The 18,086-nt window shown below is 71.1% G+C and carries 18 protein-coding genes; 5 read left to right on the top strand and 13 right to left on the bottom strand.

All coding sequences use genetic code 11. The features are described from left to right. Positions 1 to 12: 12 nt before the first annotated feature. Positions 13 to 1,485 carry an MFS transporter gene (locus OG520_RS22005; RefSeq protein WP_406014299.1) on the bottom strand — a complete coding sequence of 491 codons (1,473 nt, stop codon included), beginning with the start codon at positions 1,483 to 1,485 and terminating at the stop codon, positions 13 to 15. 46 nt (positions 1,486 to 1,531) lie between these two features. Here OG520_RS22005 and OG520_RS22000 point away from each other — a divergent pair, with 46 nt between their 5' ends. Further along, on the top strand, positions 1,532 to 2,137 hold the full coding sequence (locus OG520_RS22000) for a winged helix-turn-helix transcriptional regulator (protein WP_406014298.1): 606 nt from the start codon (positions 1,532 to 1,534) through the stop codon (positions 2,135 to 2,137). Positions 2,138 to 2,295: 158 nt separating this feature from the next. Here the strand turns inward: OG520_RS22000 and OG520_RS21995 are convergent, their stop codons facing one another. Together OG520_RS21995 and OG520_RS21990 are read right to left on the bottom strand one after the other, a co-directional pair. Beyond that, a complete protein-coding gene (locus OG520_RS21995; protein ID WP_406014297.1) occupies positions 2,296 to 2,685 on the bottom strand; it encodes a nuclear transport factor 2 family protein in 390 nt (129 codons plus the stop codon). Between the two features lie 40 nt (positions 2,686 to 2,725). Continuing rightward, entirely contained in the window at positions 2,726 to 3,574 is an 849-nt protein-coding gene (locus OG520_RS21990) for a class I SAM-dependent methyltransferase (protein ID WP_406014296.1), read from the bottom strand. A gap of 70 nt (positions 3,575 to 3,644) precedes the next feature. Between OG520_RS21990 and OG520_RS21985 the strand changes: the two genes are divergently transcribed. Beyond that, positions 3,645 to 5,573: a S9 family peptidase gene (locus tag OG520_RS21985; RefSeq protein WP_406014295.1), complete on the top strand. Its 1,929-nt coding sequence runs from the start codon at positions 3,645 to 3,647 to the stop codon at positions 5,571 to 5,573. A gap of 170 nt (positions 5,574 to 5,743) precedes the next feature. Next, complete coding sequence (locus OG520_RS21980; protein WP_406014294.1) at positions 5,744 to 6,649, top strand: SURF1 family protein; 906 nt, start codon at positions 5,744 to 5,746, stop codon at positions 6,647 to 6,649. Between the two features lie 154 nt (positions 6,650 to 6,803). Here the strand turns inward: OG520_RS21980 and OG520_RS21975 are convergent, their stop codons facing one another. The 4 genes from OG520_RS21975 to OG520_RS21960 form a co-directional block, all read right to left on the bottom strand. Next, positions 6,804 to 8,120, bottom strand: a complete 1,317-nt coding sequence (locus OG520_RS21975) for a hypothetical protein (RefSeq protein WP_406014293.1) — start codon at positions 8,118 to 8,120, stop codon at positions 6,804 to 6,806. Then, entirely contained in the window at positions 8,117 to 8,692 is a 576-nt protein-coding gene (locus tag OG520_RS21970) for a SigE family RNA polymerase sigma factor (protein ID WP_266417417.1), read from the bottom strand. Before OG520_RS21970 ends, OG520_RS21975 begins: the two co-directional genes overlap by 4 nt. Positions 8,693 to 9,050: 358 nt before the next feature. Further along, a complete protein-coding gene (locus OG520_RS21965; RefSeq protein ID WP_399329341.1) occupies positions 9,051 to 10,115 on the bottom strand; it encodes an aspartate-semialdehyde dehydrogenase in 1,065 nt (354 codons plus the stop codon). Further along, complete coding sequence (locus tag OG520_RS21960; RefSeq protein WP_072487889.1) at positions 10,112 to 11,383, bottom strand: aspartate kinase; 1,272 nt, start codon at positions 11,381 to 11,383, stop codon at positions 10,112 to 10,114. Before OG520_RS21960 ends, OG520_RS21965 begins: the two co-directional genes overlap by 4 nt. A 293-nt stretch (positions 11,384 to 11,676) precedes the next feature. On the opposite strand from OG520_RS21960, the gene OG520_RS21955 reads away from it, so the two are divergent. After that, positions 11,677 to 11,799: a hypothetical protein gene (locus tag OG520_RS21955; protein ID WP_406014292.1), complete on the top strand. Its 123-nt coding sequence runs from the start codon at positions 11,677 to 11,679 to the stop codon at positions 11,797 to 11,799. A 102-nt stretch (positions 11,800 to 11,901) separates the two neighbouring features. Here OG520_RS21955 and OG520_RS21950 read toward each other — a convergent pair whose 3' ends face one another. From OG520_RS21950 to OG520_RS21940, 3 genes are all read right to left on the bottom strand, one after another. Further along, positions 11,902 to 12,561 carry a DUF5063 domain-containing protein gene (locus OG520_RS21950; RefSeq protein ID WP_266417411.1) on the bottom strand — a complete coding sequence of 220 codons (660 nt, stop codon included), beginning with the start codon at positions 12,559 to 12,561 and terminating at the stop codon, positions 11,902 to 11,904. 131 nt (positions 12,562 to 12,692) lie between these two features. Continuing rightward, entirely contained in the window at positions 12,693 to 13,292 is a 600-nt protein-coding gene (recR, locus tag OG520_RS21945; RefSeq protein WP_351254385.1) for a recombination mediator RecR, read from the bottom strand. Positions 13,293 to 13,352: 60 nt separating this feature from the next. Continuing rightward, positions 13,353 to 13,688 carry a YbaB/EbfC family nucleoid-associated protein gene (locus OG520_RS21940; protein ID WP_072487886.1) on the bottom strand — a complete coding sequence of 112 codons (336 nt, stop codon included), beginning with the start codon at positions 13,686 to 13,688 and terminating at the stop codon, positions 13,353 to 13,355. Between the two features lie 355 nt (positions 13,689 to 14,043). Between OG520_RS21940 and OG520_RS21935 the strand changes: the two genes are divergently transcribed. After that, entirely contained in the window at positions 14,044 to 14,829 is a 786-nt protein-coding gene (locus tag OG520_RS21935) for an SLATT domain-containing protein (protein ID WP_406014291.1), read from the top strand. Between the two features lie 95 nt (positions 14,830 to 14,924). Here OG520_RS21935 and OG520_RS21930 read toward each other — a convergent pair whose 3' ends face one another. The 3 genes from OG520_RS21930 to OG520_RS21920 form a co-directional block, all read right to left on the bottom strand. Next, the gene (locus OG520_RS21930; protein ID WP_399329459.1) at positions 14,925 to 15,575 is read right to left on the bottom strand and encodes a hypothetical protein; all 651 of its coding nucleotides are present in this window, start codon (positions 15,573 to 15,575) and stop codon (positions 14,925 to 14,927) included. 112 nt (positions 15,576 to 15,687) lie between these two features. Continuing rightward, positions 15,688 to 16,446, bottom strand: coding sequence for a GntR family transcriptional regulator (locus OG520_RS21925; RefSeq protein ID WP_399329338.1), 759 nt, complete (start codon positions 16,444 to 16,446; stop codon positions 15,688 to 15,690). A gap of 130 nt (positions 16,447 to 16,576) precedes the next feature. After that, a complete protein-coding gene (locus tag OG520_RS21920) occupies positions 16,577 to 17,941 on the bottom strand; it encodes an aspartate aminotransferase family protein (protein ID WP_399329337.1) in 1,365 nt (454 codons plus the stop codon). Positions 17,942 to 18,086: the final 145 nt, after the last annotated feature.

Genomic DNA, 18,086 nt, shown 5'->3' with positions numbered 1-18,086 from the left:
CTGCTGCCACGGTCAGGCAGATGTCGACGTGGCGCCCGGCCGGCGCAGGGTCAGGGCGGCGAACGCGGCGAATACGGCGGTGGCCGCGGCGGCCCACCAGCTGTGGCGGAACGCGTCGAGCGCCTCGCCCGGCCCGTCCGGCGCACCGAGCAGCGTGACCATCAATGCCACACCCAGCACCGAACCCGTCTGGCGGGCCATCGTGGTGACGGCCGATCCGGTGGCGAATCGGGTGGGCGGGAGAGCCGCGGCGGCTGCGCCGACCAGGGTCGGGAGAGCGAAGCCGACGCCGATGCCGGTGACCATCATGCCGGGGAGGAAACCGCTCGCGTAGTGCGGAGCCGCACCGAGCGCGACGGCCCACCAGGCCAGACCGGCGGCGAACAGCAGGCAGCCGAGTGCGGCGGTGCGGCCCGCCCCGATCCGGCGGACGACCGGTCCCGAGAGGACGGCGAGCACCGGCACGACCAACGGCCCCGGTGCGATGGCGAGTCCGGTACGGATCGCCGAGTACCCCCACACCTGCTGGCACCAGAGCACCGACGTGAGCAGCATCGCCGCGAACGCGACGGTGAAGAGCAGAGCCGCGAGGGTGGCCGTCGCGAAGACCCGGGCACGCAGCATCGGCAGTTCGACGACCGGGGCCGGATGCCGGGCGGACCGCATCCAGAAGCCCGCGGCGAGAACGGCGGTCGCGAGCAGCGGAACCAGCACGCGCGGCGAACTCCAGCCCCAGGCATCGGCCTTGACCAGGGCGAACGCCAGAGCGCCGATCGCGAGGGTGAGCAGCACCGCCCCGACGAGGTCCGGGAAGGGGCCCTCCCGGTGCGGGCGGGCGTCGGGCAGCAGCCGTACGCCCGCGAGCAGTCCGATCACGCCGACCGGCACATTGACGAGAAAGACCCAGCGCCAGTCCGCCTCCACGAGCACGCCACCGACCACCGGACCGAGACCGGCCGCGATCCCGCCGATCGCCGCCCAGCTCCGGATCGCCCGGGGGCGGCGCTCCGCCGGGGTGTTGACGAGCAGGAGCGCGAGGGACGTCGGCATCAGCGCGGCGGCTCCGACCGCTTGCAGCGCACGGGCGGCCACCAGCCAGCCGACTCCCGGGGCGAAGGCGCAGAGCGCGGAGGCGATGGTGAAGACCGCGAGTCCGAGGAGGAAGCCGCGGCGGTGACCGTACCGGTCGGCGAGCCTGCCCGCGACGACGAGCAGGGCGGCGAAGACGATCGCGTACGCGTTGAGCACCCAGGACAGCGAGGCGAGGGAGCTGCCGTCGAAGGCGTCGCCGAGTGCGGGAACCGCGACATTGACGATGAACAGGTCGAGATTCACGACGAAGACACCGGCCGAAATGATCCAGACGGTGGCCCGAGAGGAGGGAGCGGAGGAAGGCGAGGAAGGCGAGGCAGCGGAGGGAGGACGGGAGGGAGCAGCCGCTCGGTCAGCCGCGGAAGTGGGTGAGTTTGATTTTCCAACTGTCATGGCGGCAAGGTAGCGCCAGTGAGTTTGAGATGGCAACCTTGTGGTGATGAGCGCTGCACAGGAAACCCGCACCCGCACCGCCCCGACGGTCACGCTGCCCGGCCGGCCCTGCTCGGCCGCCGCCGCGCTGCACGTGGTGGGTGAGAAGTGGGCGCTGCTCGCGGTGCGCGAGATCTTCTTCGGCAACCACCGGTTCGAGGCCATCGCCCGTAACACCGGTGCGCCCCGCGACCGTCTCGCGGCGCGGCTGCGCTCACTGGAGCAGGCAGGAGTGGTCGAGCGGCGGCCCTACAACGAACGCCCGCCGCGTTACGAGTACCACCTGACCGATTCCGGACGGGACCTCGCGCCGGTCATCCGGGCGCTGCTGGACTGGGGCGACCGGTGGGTGCTGGAGGACCGGCCGGTGGTCATGATCCACGAACCGGCCGCGGACCCCGGGAACGAGGATCCACACAGAGGCGAGGACGGGGACGCGGACGGCGATGCGCACGGACCGGCACGCACGCACCCGCACGCGCACAATCTTGATGCGGCGTGGATCTGCCGCACCTGCGGCGAGGAAGTCGTGATGAACACGCTGGCGGTCGATGTCCGCGCCCCCGGGTGGGACCGTTCGGGGCCCAGGGCGCCAAGCCCGTCCGACGGCTGAGGGCGCCGCCGCCGGGAGGCGTCGGGGAGGCCGGTACCGCTGCTCGCCCCGACCGGGACCGCTACTTCCCTCGACCGGGACCGCCGCTTCCCTCGACCAGTCCCGCTACTTCACTGGACGGCTACCCCTGCTTCCCTCGGCGAGAGGCGGCGGGGACGTCAGTACCGCTCGACGAGATGCCCCCGGCCCGCCGGGGGCTCGTACGGCTCGGGCCGGAAGTCGGTGATCTCGCTGATCCGCCCCGTCGCGTCGAACACGAAGAAATGGATGGCGTGCAGCTCCTCGGCGCCGACCGTGAAGCGCGTACGGACGGCGACCTGCTGCCCCTGGCCGTCGGCCACCACCCGCTCGACGCGGACCCGCCGGCCCCCCGGTGACTCCCGGTTGAACCGCAGATACCGCTCCTTCCCGCGAATGCGTTCGCGGGTCTGCGGCAGGTCGTACAACACCTCGTCGGCCAGCGTCGCGGCGAAGGCGTCCCAGTCGCGGACATCGGCCGCGCTCCAGTACGTCTCCACCACGGCACGCAGATCGGCAGTCGTCGTCATGGTCCGAGTCTGAACCCCACCACTGACAATCGACCCTTGTTCAGGAATCGGCCGCCCTCGACGCCTTGATGGAGTACATCAGCGGGATGCGCGGCCGGTCGGCGGGGAAGCGGTAGAAACCGTCGCTCTGCCGTTCCAGCTCCGAGAAGCGGGCGAAGAGCGAGGCGTCGTGCTCGTGCAGGAACTCGATCCGCAGTCCGGCGGCGGCCAGCGCCGACACCACCTCGCCGATCGGGTGCTGCCATTCGACGCTGCGGTTGTGGACGGTGGGCGCGTCGAAGTCCGCGTACGTGCCGGGCGTCTCGTCCACCCAGGCGTCGCGGCTGAAGTAGTCGTGCTCGACCTTCGTCCCGGTGGCGTCGTCGAGGCAGTCCGTCATCGGATGGAACTCCGCGAGATAGAGAAAGCCGCCCGGCGCCACGAGCGATGCGGCGGTCTCGGCCCAGCGGCGGGTGTCGGGCAGCCAGTTCAGCGCGCCGATGCCGGTGTAGACGATGTCGTACGACGAGTCGGGGACGGCCTGCGCGGCGTCGTGGACGTCGGCCGCGACGAACGCCGCCCGGTCCTGGGTGAACCCGAGCTCGCGGGCCAGGGCGCGGGCGGTCTCGACGGCCGGTTCGGAGAAGTCCAGACCGACGACCTGTGCGGCGCCGTGCCGGGCCCAGGAGAGGGTGTCGACGCCGATGTGGCACTGCAGATGCAACAGCGACTTACCCGTGACGTCCCCGACCTCGGCGAGCTCGAAGTCGCGCAGGGCGTCCTTCCCGGCGCGGAAGGAATCGAGGTCGTAGAAGTCGCTCATGGCGTGGATGGGGACCCGCTCGTCCCAGTGCGCGCGGTTTGCCTCGTGCCAGTCGGCAGGCCGGTCGGCAGGGGTCGATGCATGCATGCCGGGAGGTTATCCACAGGCTGCGGACGAAGCGAACGAATTGTCGGCGTTCCGACGCAGAATGGGGGACATGACTGAGATCACTCGCTCGACGACGGCCCCTTCCGCCCAGGCCCCCGCCTCCGCACCGGGCTCCGGCTCCGGCTCCGGCTCCACCCAGCCGACCGCTTCCGCACCGGTGTGGGAGCAGCGCTTCCGGGCACCGCGGGTGTCGTTGCCCGACTGGGCGGAGGACGCACCCGACCGCGCGCTGTTCGTCTCCAACGCCACGGGCACGTACGAGCTGTACGCATGGGACCGCGCCACCGGCGAGCAGCGCCAGGTGACGGACCGGCCGAACGGCACGACGGACGGAGTGCTGACACCCGACGGGGAGTCGGTCTGGTGGTTCAGCGACACCGATGGCGACGAGTTCGGGGTGTGGATGCGCCAGCCGTTCAACGGCGGCAAGGAAAAGGAAGGTGTGCCGGGCGCGGCGGTGGACGAACCGGCGACGCCCGGCCTCGGCCCCTCGTACCCGGCCGGACTCGCGATCGGGCGGGACGGCACGGCGGTGGTCGGCCGCTCGACCGACGAGGACGGGACGACGATCCATGTCGTACGGCCGGGGTCGGCGCCCGTGGAGATCTACCGCCACCGCGAGTCGGCGGGCGTCGGCGACCTCAGCCATGACGGGACGCTGATCGCCCTGGAGCACACCGAGCACGGCGATGCGATGCACTCCGCGCTGCGCGTGGTGCGGCCGGACGGGACGACGGTCGCCGAGCTGGACGACACCGAGGGCGGTACGAAGGAGCTGGGCCTGTCCGTGCTGGGCTTCGCCCCCGTCGCCGGGGACACGCGGCTCCTGGTCGGGCATCAGCGGCGGGGCCGCTGGGAGCCGATGATCTGGGATCCGACGACGGGCGAGGAGACGGACCTCGCGATCGATCTGCCCGGCGATGTGGTCGCCGAGTGGTATCCGGACGCCTCCGCGCTGCTGATCGTGCACGGCTTCGAGGCCCGCAGCGACCTGTGGCGGCACGAGCCGGAGGCGGGCGGCGCCCCCGTCCGGGTGGAGACCCCCGCGGGTTCGGTGTCGGGTGCCACGGCCCGGCCGGACGGCACGGTGGAGTACCTGTGGTCCTCGGCCGCGCAGCCGCCCGTCATCCGGTCCACCTCGGGTGCGGTGGTGCTCGATCCGCCCGGTTCGAAGGCCCCGGCGTCCGTGCCGGTGGAGGACGTGTGGGTGGACGGGCCCGGGGGCCGGGTCCATGCGCTCGTGCAGCGGCCCGCCGCCCCGGCCGAGGGGCCGTTCCCGACCGTCTTCGAGATCCACGGCGGCCCGACCTGGCACGACAGCGACGCCTTCGCCTCCGGCCCCGCCGCCTGGGTGGACCACGGCTACGCGGTCGTCCGGGTCAACTACCGCGGCTCCACCGGATACGGCCGCGCCTGGACGGACGCGCTCAAGCACCGGGTCGGCCTGATCGAGCTGGAGGACGTCGCGGCGGTGCGGGAGTGGGCGGTGAAGTCCGGCCTCGCGGACCCGGAGAAGCTGGTCCTGGCCGGCGGCTCCTGGGGCGGCTACCTGACCCTGCTCGGCCTCGGTACGCAGCCGGACGACTGGGCCCTCGGCCTGGCGGCGGTCCCGGTCGCCGACTACGTCACGGCGTACCACGACGAGATGGAGGACCTGAAGGCGATGGACCGCACGCTGCTGGGCGGCACGCCGGAGGAGGTTCCCGAGCGCTTCGAGGCATCGTCCCCGCTGACGTACGTCGACGCGGTCCGGGCGCCGGTCTACATCTCGGCGGGCGTCAACGACCCGCGCTGCCCGATCCGCCAGGTAGAGAACTACGTCGACCGGCTGAAGGACCGGGACGCGGTGCACGAGGTGTACCGGTACGACGCGGGACACGGTTCGCTCGTCGTGGAGGAGCGGATCAAGCAGGTCCGCCTGGAGCTGGACTTCGCCCGGCGCCACCTGGCCCCGGAGGCGGACCCGTCCGGCGCGTAGCGGGCAGGCGGACGGCACCCGTTCCTCCCGCACGAGGCCGGCACGAAGCCAGCACGAAGCCGGTACGGAGCCAGCACGAAGCCGGCACGAAGCCGGCATGGAGCCGGGGACACGGGCGTCAGTCGGCACCCCGCTCCGGGCAACCGGAGCGGGGACCGTACCGTGGAGGGGTGTACCGGTTCCTGCTGACCCCGCGATGGTGGGGGATCAACCTCTTCGTCGTGCTGGCCATCCCGTTCTGCGTGTTCATGGGCACCTGGCAGCTCGGCCGCTTCGAGGACCGCGTGCAGACGCACGACGCCGCCGAGAAGCAGCCCGCTCCGGGCACGAGGCCCGCCAAGCCGATCGACGACCTGCTGCCCGTCGACACGGTGACCTCCGGCCGCCCCGCCACCGCGACCGGCCGGTACGCCGACCAGTTCCTGGTGCCCGGACGGAAGTTGGACGACAGGAGCGGCTTCTACGTCCTGAACATGCTCCGTACGGACAGCGGCAAGGCTCTGCCGGTGGTGCGCGGCTGGCTGCCCGGCAAGCCCGGCGACACCGCCGTTCCCGCCGCGCCGACCGGCGAGGTCACGGTGACCGGCGACCTCCAGGCGTCCGAGAACGCCGGCACCGCGGGCGTCGACACGGCGGGTGGGCTCCCCGACGGCCAGCTGGGCATGATCAGCGCCGCGTCCCTGGTCAACCTCGTCCCGTACGACGTCTACGACGCATGGGTGACGCTCCAGGACACGGGTGCGGGTGCCCGTGCCGGAACCGGCTCAGGCGACAAGGCGGCCGGCGCGCTGCGCCCCGTACCGGCCACCGCGGCGCAGGGCACCGGGCTCGACCTGAAGGCCTTCCAGAACCTCGGCTACACCGGCGAGTGGTTCGTCTTCGCCGGGTTCGTGCTCTTCATGTGGTTCCGGCTGGTCCGCCGCGAGGCCGAAGCGGCGCGCGACCTGCAACTGGGCCTCCTCGCGGAATCGGAGGCGGAAGCGGAAGCGGAGCCCGATCCTGAGTCCGAGCCCGTGCCGGAACCCGAGTCCGAGCCGGAGTCCGGCAAGGACGCCGTGGGCACCGGAGCGGTCTGAGACACGCGCAGACGCAGGACACCCCCACACACAGACACGCAGACATACAGACACGCAGACACACAGGCACACAGACGCAGGACACCGCGCGCATGAGGGGCCCGCTGGTTCGACGATCGACCGGCGGGCCCCTCATGTCATACGTCGTACGGCCTCAGGACGCGGGAGCCAGCACCCCGGTCCGGTAGATCGTGCCCGAGCAGGCGTTGGCTATCTTCGTCTCCGCGACCGGTGCCCCGGCCTCCGGCGTGTGCATCACGGCGACGCTGCCGTCCTGCGTCCCGCCGCCGTCCTCGCTGCCGGACTGCGTGACCGTCTCCGCCGTCCCGTCGCCGCTTCCCGCCCCGGTACCGGCAGCCGTGGCGCCACTCGCGCCACCCGCGTCGTCGGTCGGCGACGGGCTCGGCGAGCTTCCCACGGTCGGGCAGGTGTCCTTCGGCACCCAGGCGAACTTCACCTCGTACGCCATCGACGGCTTCAGCAGCACCGCCTCCTGCTCCTGCGAAGGGTCGGGCAGCCCGGCCGCCGCATCGCCCGCGGTGTGCTGGACAACCGCGATCCTGGCCGGGTCGGCCGCACCGATCGCCTGGAAGCCCACGCTGCCGCTGCTGCTCACCGAGCAGTCCGTGCCGGAGACATTGGCGATCCGGAAGGTGCCGTAGACCGTGCCGTCGACACCGGCCGCACCGGTCTCGGCCGAGGCGACACCGAGCTGCTCCTGGTCGCAGATCGGCATGGAGGCCATCGCGGGGTTGGTCGGGCCGGCGCCCCCGCCCGACAGGTTTCCGTCAGCACCCTGGCCACGATTGCCGGAGGGGCTGCTCGTGCTCGTGGGCTGGCTCCGGCCGCCATCGGCCTGCCCGTCGGCGTTGCCGCCGCTGTTCTTGTCGCCGGGCTGCGAGCCGGTGTCGCTGCCGTTGCCGCCCTGCGCCTGCTCGCCGTGCCCGGCTATCGCGGGGTTGGCGGTGTTCGAACCGTCGGAGTTCGCGACATGGACGAAGGCGGGAACCGCGGTGCCGATGAGCAGCGCCGCGGCCGCCAGGCCGACGACGGCCTGCCGCCGCTTGGCGCGCCGGGCGGGAACCGCGCGTTGCAGATGGTCGAGCGTGCCGTCGGTGGGCTCGATGTTCCGGACGGCGCCGCGCAGCATGCGGCGCAGCGCGACCTCGTCGAGGTCCGCACCGCCACCGGCCCCCGGGCCACCGTGCGGGCCCGAGTCCGGACCCGGGCCGAAGAGACTGCTCAGACTGCCGAGCTCAGCGGTCTCGGCCGCCCCGGCAGATTCAGCATCCCCATCAGCCCCGGCCGGCCCGGCCGCGTCCGCGTCCCGGTTCACCCGTGAGGCATTCTCCGGCCCGTGGTTCACAATTCCGTTTCCAGTCCGGTCAATCCGACGCTCGCGCCGCTGCTCGCGTTCGGGGCCGTGCTCGCGTTCGGAGCCGTTCTCGTACTCGCGGTCGCGCCGGCTCATCCCTGCGCCTCCATCACGACGCGCAGTGCCGCGATCCCGCGGGAGCCGTAGGCCTTGACCGAGCCCAGGGATATCCCCAGCGTCTCGGCCACCTGGACCTCCGTCATGTCCGCGAAGTAGCGCAGCACCAGTACCTCCCGCTGGCGCCGTTGCAGCCCCCGCATCGCCTTGATCAGCGCATCCCGCTCCAGCTGGTCGTACGCACCCTCCTCCGCGCTCGCCATGTCCGGCATGGGCTTGGAGAGCAGCTTCAGCCCGAGGATGCGGCGCCGCAGCGCGGAGCGCGAGAGGTTGACGACGGTCTGGCGCAGATACGCGAGTGTCTTCTCGGGGTCCCGTACCCGGTTGCGCGCCGAGTGCACCCGGATGAACGCCTCCTGCACCACGTCCTCACAGGAGGCCGTGTCGTCCAGGAGCAGGGCTGCGAGACCGAGCAACGACCGGTAGTGGGCGCGATAGGTCTCGGTGAGGTGGTCGACGGTGGTTCCGGCAGCCACGCCCTCCTCAGCGCCCTCGCGCTGCGAGGGCAGCCGTGCGGGACGCGCAGCGGGCATGGGCGCAATCACCGGCATACCGCCGGGTGCGCGGGGCCGTCGGAGCGGACGCACCGAAGCGCCGCGCAAGGGGCCCACCACTGTGATATCGAGAACCTCTGCCACGCCAGTTGGACACGTTTCCCCCCGTCAGGGTTGTACGCGCGCGGCACCGCGTTTGGCGCTGTGCGACATGCCCTCATACGTACCTGCTCTTCCCCGAATACCCCGAATGTGCGCCCCGCCGCGCCAGAGGTGACCGCATAGACGCGCACTCCCGGGCCAGTGGTTGCAGCAGGCCGAAAGTCATCGTCGGATACCGCGACACCCCAGCTCAAGAGGTTGAGGGCTTCAACTTACTCACAGAGTATTCACAGACAGTGCAAAACAGGTTCGATCAGGACCGGGGAAACTCCGCGGCCACCGACTCGGCGATCTGAGCCACGTTCAGCGCCGCCCCCTTGCGAAGGTTGTCGCCGCAGACGAACAGCTCCAGACCCCGGGGATCGTCCAGTGACCTGCGCACTCTCCCGACCCAGGTCGGATCCGTGCCGACGACGTCGGACGGTGTAGGGAAGTCCCCCGCCGCCGGACTGTCGTACAGCACCACGCCCGGCGCCGTCGCCAGGATCTCGTGGGCCCGGTCGACCGCGATCTCGTTCTCGAACCGGGCGTGCACGGACATCGAGTGCGTCGCGATGACGGGTACGTAGACACAGGTCGCCGCGACCCGCAGGCCCGGCAGGTCCAGGACCTTGCGGCACTCCTCGCGGATCGCCAGCTCCTCCGACGACCAGCCGTCCCCGGCCTCGGTCCCGGCCCAGGGCACCACGTTGAGGGCCACCGGGGCGGCGAAGGGGCTGCCTTCCGTGTCCCCCAGGGCCCTGCGTACGTCCCCGGGCTTCGTGCCCAGTTCCGTACCGGCGACCATCGACAGCTGTTCGCGCAGCGCCGCGACACCGTCCCGGCCCGCCCCGCTCACCGCCTGGTACGAGGAGACGACCAGTTCCCGCACACCGAATTCGGCGTGCAGCGCACCGACGGCGACGATCAGCGCGAGCGTCGTGCAGTTCGGGCTCGCGACGATGCCGCGCGGTCTGATCCGTACGGCGTGCGGATTGATCTCGGGCACGACCAGCGGAACGTCCGCGTCCAGCCGGAACGCGGCGGAGTCGTCGATGACGACCGTGCCCTTGGCGGCGGCGATCGGCGCCCACTGCGCGGAGACGTCGTCGGGCACCAGGAACAGCGCCACGTCCACGTCGTCGAAGAGGTCCTCGGTGAGTTCGAGGACCTCGCTCTCCTCGCCGCGCACGACCAGCTTGCGACCGGCCGAACGCGGCGAGGCGATCAGCTTCACCTCGCCCCAGACATCCGCGTGCTGCGAAAGGATCTGGAGCATGACGCCGCCGATCGCCCCGGTCGCTCCGACGACCGCGAGCGAAGGACGGCGCGCGGTCATCGGCCGGTGCCCCCGTAGACGACGGCCTCGTCGGAATCGCTGTCGAGACCGAAGGCGGTGTGCACGGCGCGCACGGCCTCGATGACGTCGTCGGCGCGGGTGACCACCGAGATGCGGATCTCGGACGTCGAGATCAGCTCGATGTTCACGCCGGCGTCCGACAGCGCCTCGAAGAAGCCCGCCGTGACCCCCGGGTTGGTCTTCATGCCGGCGCCGACCAGGGAGATCTTCGCGATCTGGTCGTCGTAGCGCAGCGACTCGAAGCCGATGCTGCCGCGGTTGCGCTCCAGGGCGTCGATGGCCTTGCGGCCCTCGGCCTTCGGCAGCGTGAACGAGATGTCGGTCAGACCGGTCGACGCGGCGGACACGTTCTGCACCACCATGTCGATGTTGATCTCCGCGTTCGCGATGGTGCGGAAGATCGCGGCGGCCTCGCCCGGCTTGTCGGGCACGCCGACGACGGTGATCTTGGCCTCGGAGACGTCATGGGCGACTCCGGAGATGATCGCGTGCTCCACCTTCTGGTCCCCTTGCGGCTCGTTGCTGACCCAGGTTCCGCGCAGTCCCGAGAAGGACGAGCGGACGTGGATCGGAATGTTGTAGCGGCGTGCGTACTCCACGCACCGGTGCAGCAGCACCTTGGAGCCGGACGCGGCCAGCTCCAGCATGTCCTCGAAGGAGATCCAGTCGATCTTCCGGGCCTTCTTCACGACCCGCGGGTCGGCGGTGAAGACACCGTCCACATCGGTGTAGATCTCACAGACCTCGGCGTCCAGCGCGGCCGCGAGCGCGACGGCGGTGGTGTCGGACCCGCCTCGACCGAGGGTGGTGATGTCCTTCTTGTCCTGGGACACACCCTGGAACCCCGCGACGATCGCGATGTTCCCCTCGTCCAGCGCCGTACGGATACGGCCCGGCGTCACATCGATGATGCGCGCTTTGTTGTGGACCGAGTCGGTGATGACGCCCGCCTGGCTACCGGTGAACGACTGGGCCTCGTGGCCCAGGTTTTTGATCGCCATCGCCAGCAGGGCCATGGAGATCCGCTCTCCGGCGGTCAGCAGCATGTCGAACTCACGCCCGGCAGGGATCGGGGATACCTGCTCGGCGAGATCGATCAACTCGTCCGTCGTGTCGCCCATCGCTGACACCACGACAACCACCTGGTTGCCGTTCTTCTTGGCATCGACGATTCGCTTGGCGACGCGCTTGATGCCCTCGGCATCGGCTACGGAGGAGCCTCCGTACTTCTGCACGACAAGGCCCACGTGCGCTCCTCGCTCAGTCCATTACTGCGGTCGACTCAGTTTAACGAGCAGTCCGGAAACGCCCCGCTGATACCACATGGTGAGATGTCCCGCTCAGCACGTGATCATCGGCATGTCGCCCCGGACCGCTCGTACAGGTCTGTTGCCCGCCGGACAGGCCCGCACTCCCGTATGTGGCTCAGCCCACACGCCTGGCGGCCCGAATCCACGATTCACCGGCCCTCCGCCTCCAGCGTGGACCGGAACCCGACCGTCCGCCCTTCGGGGGCCCCGCCCCGCGCAAGCCGCTGCGCATGCCGCCCCTGCTGCTCGCCCTCGCCGCGCTCCCCCTGACCGCGTCCCCCGCCCACGCGGGCGGCACCTGCTTCGCCACCCATGCCGACGCCCCGATCTACGCGGGCGCGGACGAGCTGTGACGCGTGTCCCGCACGGACAACGGCACCCGGCCGGGCTTCATGCGCGACGGCGACCCGCACCGCTCCGGCAGCGGTCACCGCCGCCCATTGCGCCGGCCGCGCCTACTGCACCGGCCGCAGCCCCAGTGGTCCCGCGATCTCCTCGGCCATCACGCGGCCGGCCTCCTCGGCGAGGTCGTCGTCGACGGTCTCCGAGTCGGTGTCCAGGCCGTCCAGTTCCTGGAGGGGCTGGTTGAGGCGGATGTGGGCGACCAGGGACTGGAGGGCGCGCAGGGTGGCGGAGGCGGTGGAGCCCCAGTTGGAGAAGTAGGAGAACTGCCACCACCACAGGGCCTCGGTGGTGCGGTCCTCCTCGTAGTGGGCCAGGCCGTGGCGCAGGTCGGTGACCAGGTCGGCCAGGTCGTCCGAGATCCGGGCCGGGACCGGGGCCTTGCGGGGCTCGTACGGGTCGAAGACCTCGGAGTAGACGTCGATCGGCTCCAGCAGGGCGGCGAACCGCTCGCGCAGGCCGTCGGCGTCCGGCTCCGCGCCCAGGTCCGGCTCGTAGCGCTCGTCGGGGACGATGTCCTCGTACGCGCCGAGCCGGCCGCCCGCCAGCAGGAGCTGGGAGATCTGGAGCAGCAGGACGGGGACGGCCTCCTCGGGCTCCTCGACCTTGGACACCTCGGTGACCGCGACGATGAACGTCTTGATCTGGTCGGCGATCTGGACGGCGAAGTCGTCCGGGTCCTGCGTGACGGAGTTCAGCGTGGCGTCAGACATCGAGGGGACCTCCCGTGGGCACGGTCGCGAACGGTGAGTAGAACATAGCGTCGCTGAACGTAAAGCCGCCGTGAGTCGCGGGAACGGTCCTGGAAACGGTCACCGGAAGAACATCGGGAGACGTGGAGGCGTCAGACATCGAGCAGGCGCCTCCCCTCGAAGGCGCGGCCCAGGGTGACCTCGTCCGCGTACTCCAGGTCGCCGCCCACCGGCAGGCCGCTGGCCAGCCTGGTGACCCGCAGGCCCATCGGCTTGACCATCCGCGCCAGGTACGTCGCGGTGGCCTCGCCCTCCAGGTTGGGGTCGGTCGCCAGGATCAGCTCCGTGATCGAACCGTCGGCGAGGCGGGCGAGCAGTTCGCGGATGCGCAGATCGTCCGGGCCGACGCCCTCGATCGGGCTGATCGCGCCGCCGAGCACGTGGTACCGGCCCCGGAACTCACGGGTCCGCTCGATCGCGACGACGTCCTTCGGCTCCTCGACCACGCAGATCACCGACAGGTCCCGGCGCGCGTCCCGGCAGATGTTGCACTGCTCCTGCTGGGCGACATTGCCGCAGACCGAACAGAACCGGACCTTGTCCTTGACCTCCAGGAGGGCATGGGCGAGGCGGCGCACGTCGGTCGGCTCGGCCTGCAGGATGTGGAAGGCGATCCGCTGCGCGCTCTTGGGACCGACGCCGGGCAGCCTGCCCAGCTCGTCGATGAGGTCCTGAACCACGCCTTCGTACAACGGGAACGCCGTCCTTTCCTGTCCTGTCCTGGGTGAGCCGCGCCGGAGGATCCAGCAGGGTCAGAAGGGGAGGCCGGGCATGCCGCCCAGGCCCTGGGCCAGCGGGCCCAGCTTCTGCTGCTGGAGCTGCTGCGCGTTCTCGTTGGCCGCCTGGACTGCGGCGACGACGAGGTCCGCGAGCGTCTCGGTGTCCTCCGGGTCGACGGCCTTCGGGTCGATCACCAGGTTGCGGAGCTCGCCGGAGCCGGTCACGGTCGCCTTCACGAGACCGCCACCCGCCTGACCCTCTACCTCGGTCCTGGCCAGTTCCTCCTGCGCCGCGGCGAGGTCCTGCTGCATCTTCTGGGCCTGCTGCAGCAGTTGCTGCATATTGGGCTGACCACCACCGGGAATCACGGTCACTCCTGGCAATTCGACGACAAAATGTTTCGGTACGCCGAGCCTACGTGGTCGCCGGGCAGCGCGCCCCACTCACTGGCGCGCAACTCTTTCGGGTGAGTTTCAGGCAGCCCTTGCCGGGCTCCTATACCTGATCACAGGCCCGGCGCACCCGGGAATACCGCGTTTTCTACCCCATGGCCCACCATTCGGCGGTAGGAAGAGCATGCGCATCAGGTCACACAGGCACACCGGCCGTCACGCAAGGTTACCCACGCGGGACTGTCGGCCACGCCGGAGAGCAGTGAGTACCCCGGTCTCGAAACACATCGCCACATCAGGCGTCGCTACGCAGAATGCAGAGGAGTTCCCGGTGAGTCAGCCGGAGATGCAGCCCGAGGGGCCGCCCCGCAACGAGCCCGGTTCGGCCGGCTCGGCCGGTACCTCCGGTTCGGACTCCCGCACACGGGGACGGGGACGGGATCTGACCGGTGCGCCGTTCCCGCTCGGCGACTGGGGCGAACCCGCCGACCGCCTCGACGAGCTGTACCGCTGGGTCGAGGCCGACGCGCTGCGCACCGCCGACTGGTACCTGAGCGACCGGGTGTGGAAGCGCCGGGCGGCCAGGGCGCTGCGGATCGGCACCGCGGTCGGGGCGGTCGCGGGCGCCGCGCTGCCGTTGCTCGATCTGACCGGGGCGCTGCACGGGGCGGCGGGCTGGGGCTATCTGTCGCTGCTGCTGGGCGCCGCGAGCATGGCGTGCGACCGGTACTTCGGCCTCACCTCCGGCTGGATGAGGAATCTCGCCACCGCCCAGGCCGTGCAGCGGCGCCTTCAGGTGCTCCAGTTCGACTGGGCGTCGGAGTGCGTGCGGGAGGTGCTCGGCCCGACCGAGGGGACGGCCAGCGAGGCGGCCGAGCGGTGCCTGGGGGTGCTGCGGCGGTTCTCGGAGGACGTCACGGAGCTCGTGCGCACCGAGACTGCGGACTGGATGGTGGAGTTCCGGTCCGGGCCGGCGCCGATGGGGATGCAGGCGCTGTCCTCGGGCGTCGGGAGCGGCGGGCGTTCGGACCACGGGGTGCTGTCGGGACGCTTCCCGCTCCAGACCATGACCCGGCCGAACATGCCGCGCCAGCGCCCCCCGGAGTCCCCGCGGTGACCCCGGGGGCGCCCGGCCGCCCAGGAAGCGCCGAAGCCGCTCGGAGCTGAGGGCTGTCCCGTGATCCCTGATCCACCGGGGATCACGGGACGCCTTCAGCTGAAGATGATCATTGAGCCCTGGGCGAGGCTGCGGGTGGCCGCCGCGTGCAGGCCCAGCCAGACGTGCCGCTCCCGGGCGAACGGGCTGTTGTCGTACGGGATCGGGGCCGCCGGTTCCTCCACGGAGGTCGGTGCGGCGGGCGGCAGCGGGGCGGCCGGCGGGTTCGCCGGGTCGATGCCGATGGACGGGGCGACGTACTCCAGCTCCCGCAGCAGTCCGTGCGAGGAGCCGAGCGGGCCGCCGCCCTCCAGCAGGTCGTCGTTGGAGAGCGGGACGGTGAAGTCCAGCGGGACGTACGCCCCGGCGTGGTCGTAGTGCCAGACCAGGTGGGACTGCTGGGCCGTCGCCTCGAACATCTCCAGCAACTGCTCGTAGTCCCCGCCCAGTTCGCCGACCGGCGTGACGGCGAGGCCGCTGATCTGGAGCAGGAAGGCGCGGCGCAGGAAGTGCAGGGCGTCGTAGTCGAAGCCCGCGATCGGGGCGACGTCGCCCGTCAGGCCCGGCATGTAGGCGTACACGGGGACGGGCGGCAGTCCGACCTCGCCCAACGCCCTGTCGTAGACGGCTATCTCTTCGGCGAACGGATTGTCGGGGCTGTGGCACAGCACATCGACGAGGGGAACCAGCCACAGGTCACAGGCCACGAAGTCTCGCTCTCCCACGGTGCGCATCGGAACGTTCAAGATGGTCGGGACAGCGTAATGCGGTGGGCGCGTTGCGCACAGTGGCCGTCGGCGGCGAGGGGCGGGACGGGGGTTACGACTGCGGTGCCCCGGGGTCCGGGGCCTGCCCGGTCGGCTGCCCGCCGCGCCGCGGATGTTCGAGCTCACCGGCCGCGAGCCGGTCCGCCCAGTTCAGCGCGTGGGTGTTGTAGTCGTCCATCACCGCGCGCACCGCGTCGTGTTCGCCGAGTGTGATCGCCGCGACGAGATCCTGATGACCGTGCCAGAGCCAGTCCCGGGCGGCCTCGTCGTGGCGCAGGTACGGCACCGCGAACACCCAGGCCTGGACGCGCAGTCGGTGCAGGAAGTCGTTGATGTACGCGTTGCCCACGAGCGCGCCCAACTCGCGCCAGAACCGCAGGTCGTAGCCGATGAGGATGTCGAGGTCGCCCCCTCGCGCCGCCCGCGCGGCCTCCTGGGCCCTGCGGCGCACGGAGACCAGGCAGTCCCGGAACGCCGTCGGCTGCGCGGTCGAGAGCCCGGCGCCGAGGAACACGCCGCGGATGACTCCCTCGATGACCAGGCTGCGGGCCTCGACCAGGGACCGGTAGTCGGCGATGGTGAACTCCCGTACCCGGAAGCCCCGGTGCTGATCCGATTCCAGCAGCCCCTGCGCGGAGAGGTCGAAGAGCGCCTCGCGCACCGGTGTCGCCGAGACGCCGTACTGCTCGGCGATCTGCTTGACCGTGAACTCCCGCCCCGGCTGCAGACGCCCGGCGAGCACCTCGTCACGCAGCGCGTCCGCGATCTGCTGCCGCAGCGTACTGCGGGTCACAGCTCCGCTCGCGCACATGGCGCCCCTCCCCATTTTTCGCCTGCGGTCACCTTAAGCCAGGGCCGCTGTGCCCGGATCCGGGCAGGGGAGGGGCGCACACCACCGGTCCGCGCTGTCGGGCCGCGCTAACGGGCCGCGCGGACCCGGGTCACGCTGTGTGCTCGTCCGCGACCGACAGCGCCGCGTCGAGGGCCGCGAGGCCCTCCTTGGCCTCGGCCTCGGTGACGTTGCAGGCCGGAACGGCGTGGGTGCGGTTCATGTTGATGAAGGGCCACAGACCGTTCTTCTTGGCCGCGGCGCCGAAGGCCGCCATCGGCGCGTTGGCCTCGCCCGTCGCGTTGTACGGGACCAGCGGCTCGCGGGTCTCCTTGTTGCGGACCAGGTCCAGTGCCCAGAACGCGCCGAGGCCGCGGACCTCGCCGACCGACGGGTGGCGTTCGGCGAGTTCGCGGAGGCCGGGGCCGAGGACCGTCTCGCCGATGTGCGCGGCGTTCTCGATGACCTTCTCGTCCTCCATCACGTGAATGGTGGCGACGGCGGCCGCGCAGGCCAGCGGGTGACCGGAGTAGGTCAGTCCGCCCGGGTAGGCGCGGGTCTCGAAGGTCGCGGCGATCTCGGCGGAGATCGCGACACCGCCGAGCGGTACGTAACCGGAGTTGACCCCCTTGGCGAAGGTCATCAGGTCCGGCACCACGTCGAAGTGGTCGGCGGCGAACCACTTGCCGGTGCGGCCGAAACCGGCCATGACCTCGTCGAGGATGAAGACGATGCCGTACCGGTCGCAGATCTCGCGGACGCCCGCGAGATAGCCGGGCGGCGGCGTCATGATGCCCGCGGTGCCGGGGATCGTCTCCAGGATGATCGCGGCGATGCTGCCGGGGCCTTCGAAGGCGAGGGTGTCCTCCAGGTGCTGGAGCGCGCGGGCGCACTCCTCGGCCTCGGTCTCGGCGTGGAACGGCGAGCGGTAGAGGAACGGTGCCCAGAAGCGGACGACGCCCGCCGAACCGTTGTCGGACGGCCAGCGGCGCGGGTCGCCGGTCAGGTTGATCGCGGTGGAGGTGGCGCCGTGGTACGAGCGGTAGGCGGAGAGCACCTTCGTACGGCCGGTGTGCAGCCGGGCCATCCGGACGGCGTTCTCGACGGCCTCGGCGCCGCCGTTGGTGAAGAAGATCTTGTCCAGGTCACCGGGGGTGCGCTCGGCGATGAGGCGTGCGGCCTCGGAGCGCGCCTCGATCGCGAACGCGGGGGCGAAGGTGGCGAGCTTGCCCGCCTGCTCCTGGATCGCGGCGACGACGGTGGGGTGCTGGTAGCCGATGTTGGTGTAGACGAGGCCACTGGTGAAGTCCAGGTAGCGGTTGCCGTCGTAGTCCCAGAAGTACGCCCCCTCGGCGCCGGCGACGGCGAGCGGGTCGATCAGACCCTGGGCGGACCAGGAGTGGAACACGTGCGCGCGGTCGGCGGCCTTCACGGCCGCACCGGCGGCGGGGTCGACATGAGGGGCATGAGGGGTCATGCGGCGAGCGTAGGTCGCGCCGGGAGCGGCCCGACATGGCCACCTTGTATGGCGTGGCGCGCTCTGGTGGGCAGGGTGTCGGGTCGTCGGCACACGGGGCCGGGTCCCGCGCACCGCCGACGAGCCCCCTCGGTCCGCCTCCGAC

It is taken from the genome of Streptomyces sp. NBC_00984 (assembly GCF_045162475.1).
Lineage (GTDB): Bacteria > Actinomycetota > Actinomycetes > Streptomycetales > Streptomycetaceae > Streptomyces.
Note: the sequence above shows the minus strand (reverse complement) of the source record. Positions and strands in the feature narration are given on the sequence as shown.

Coding starts and splice junctions, on each gene's coding strand:
- OG520_RS22005 (WP_406014299.1), bottom strand. CDS start 1,485: ATGACAGTTGGAAAATCAAACTCACCCACTTCCGCGGCTGACCGAGCG.
- OG520_RS22000 (WP_406014298.1), top strand. CDS start 1,532: ATGAGCGCTGCACAGGAAACCCGCACCCGCACCGCCCCGACGGTCACG.
- OG520_RS21995 (WP_406014297.1), bottom strand. CDS start 2,685: ATGACGACGACTGCCGATCTGCGTGCCGTGGTGGAGACGTACTGGAGC.
- OG520_RS21990 (WP_406014296.1), bottom strand. CDS start 3,574: ATGCATGCATCGACCCCTGCCGACCGGCCTGCCGACTGGCACGAGGCA.
- OG520_RS21985 (WP_406014295.1), top strand. CDS start 3,645: ATGACTGAGATCACTCGCTCGACGACGGCCCCTTCCGCCCAGGCCCCC.
- OG520_RS21975 (WP_406014293.1), bottom strand. CDS start 8,120: ATGAGCCGGCGCGACCGCGAGTACGAGAACGGCTCCGAACGCGAGCAC.
- OG520_RS21970 (WP_266417417.1), bottom strand. CDS start 8,692: ATGCCGGTGATTGCGCCCATGCCCGCTGCGCGTCCCGCACGGCTGCCC.
- OG520_RS21965 (WP_399329341.1), bottom strand. CDS start 10,115: ATGACCGCGCGCCGTCCTTCGCTCGCGGTCGTCGGAGCGACCGGGGCG.
- OG520_RS21955 (WP_406014292.1), top strand. CDS start 11,677: ATGCCGCCCCTGCTGCTCGCCCTCGCCGCGCTCCCCCTGACCGCGTCC.
- OG520_RS21950 (WP_266417411.1), bottom strand. CDS start 12,561: ATGTCTGACGCCACGCTGAACTCCGTCACGCAGGACCCGGACGACTTC.
- OG520_RS21925 (WP_399329338.1), bottom strand. CDS start 16,446: ATGTGCGCGAGCGGAGCTGTGACCCGCAGTACGCTGCGGCAGCAGATC.
- OG520_RS21920 (WP_399329337.1), bottom strand. CDS start 17,941: ATGACCCCTCATGCCCCTCATGTCGACCCCGCCGCCGGTGCGGCCGTG.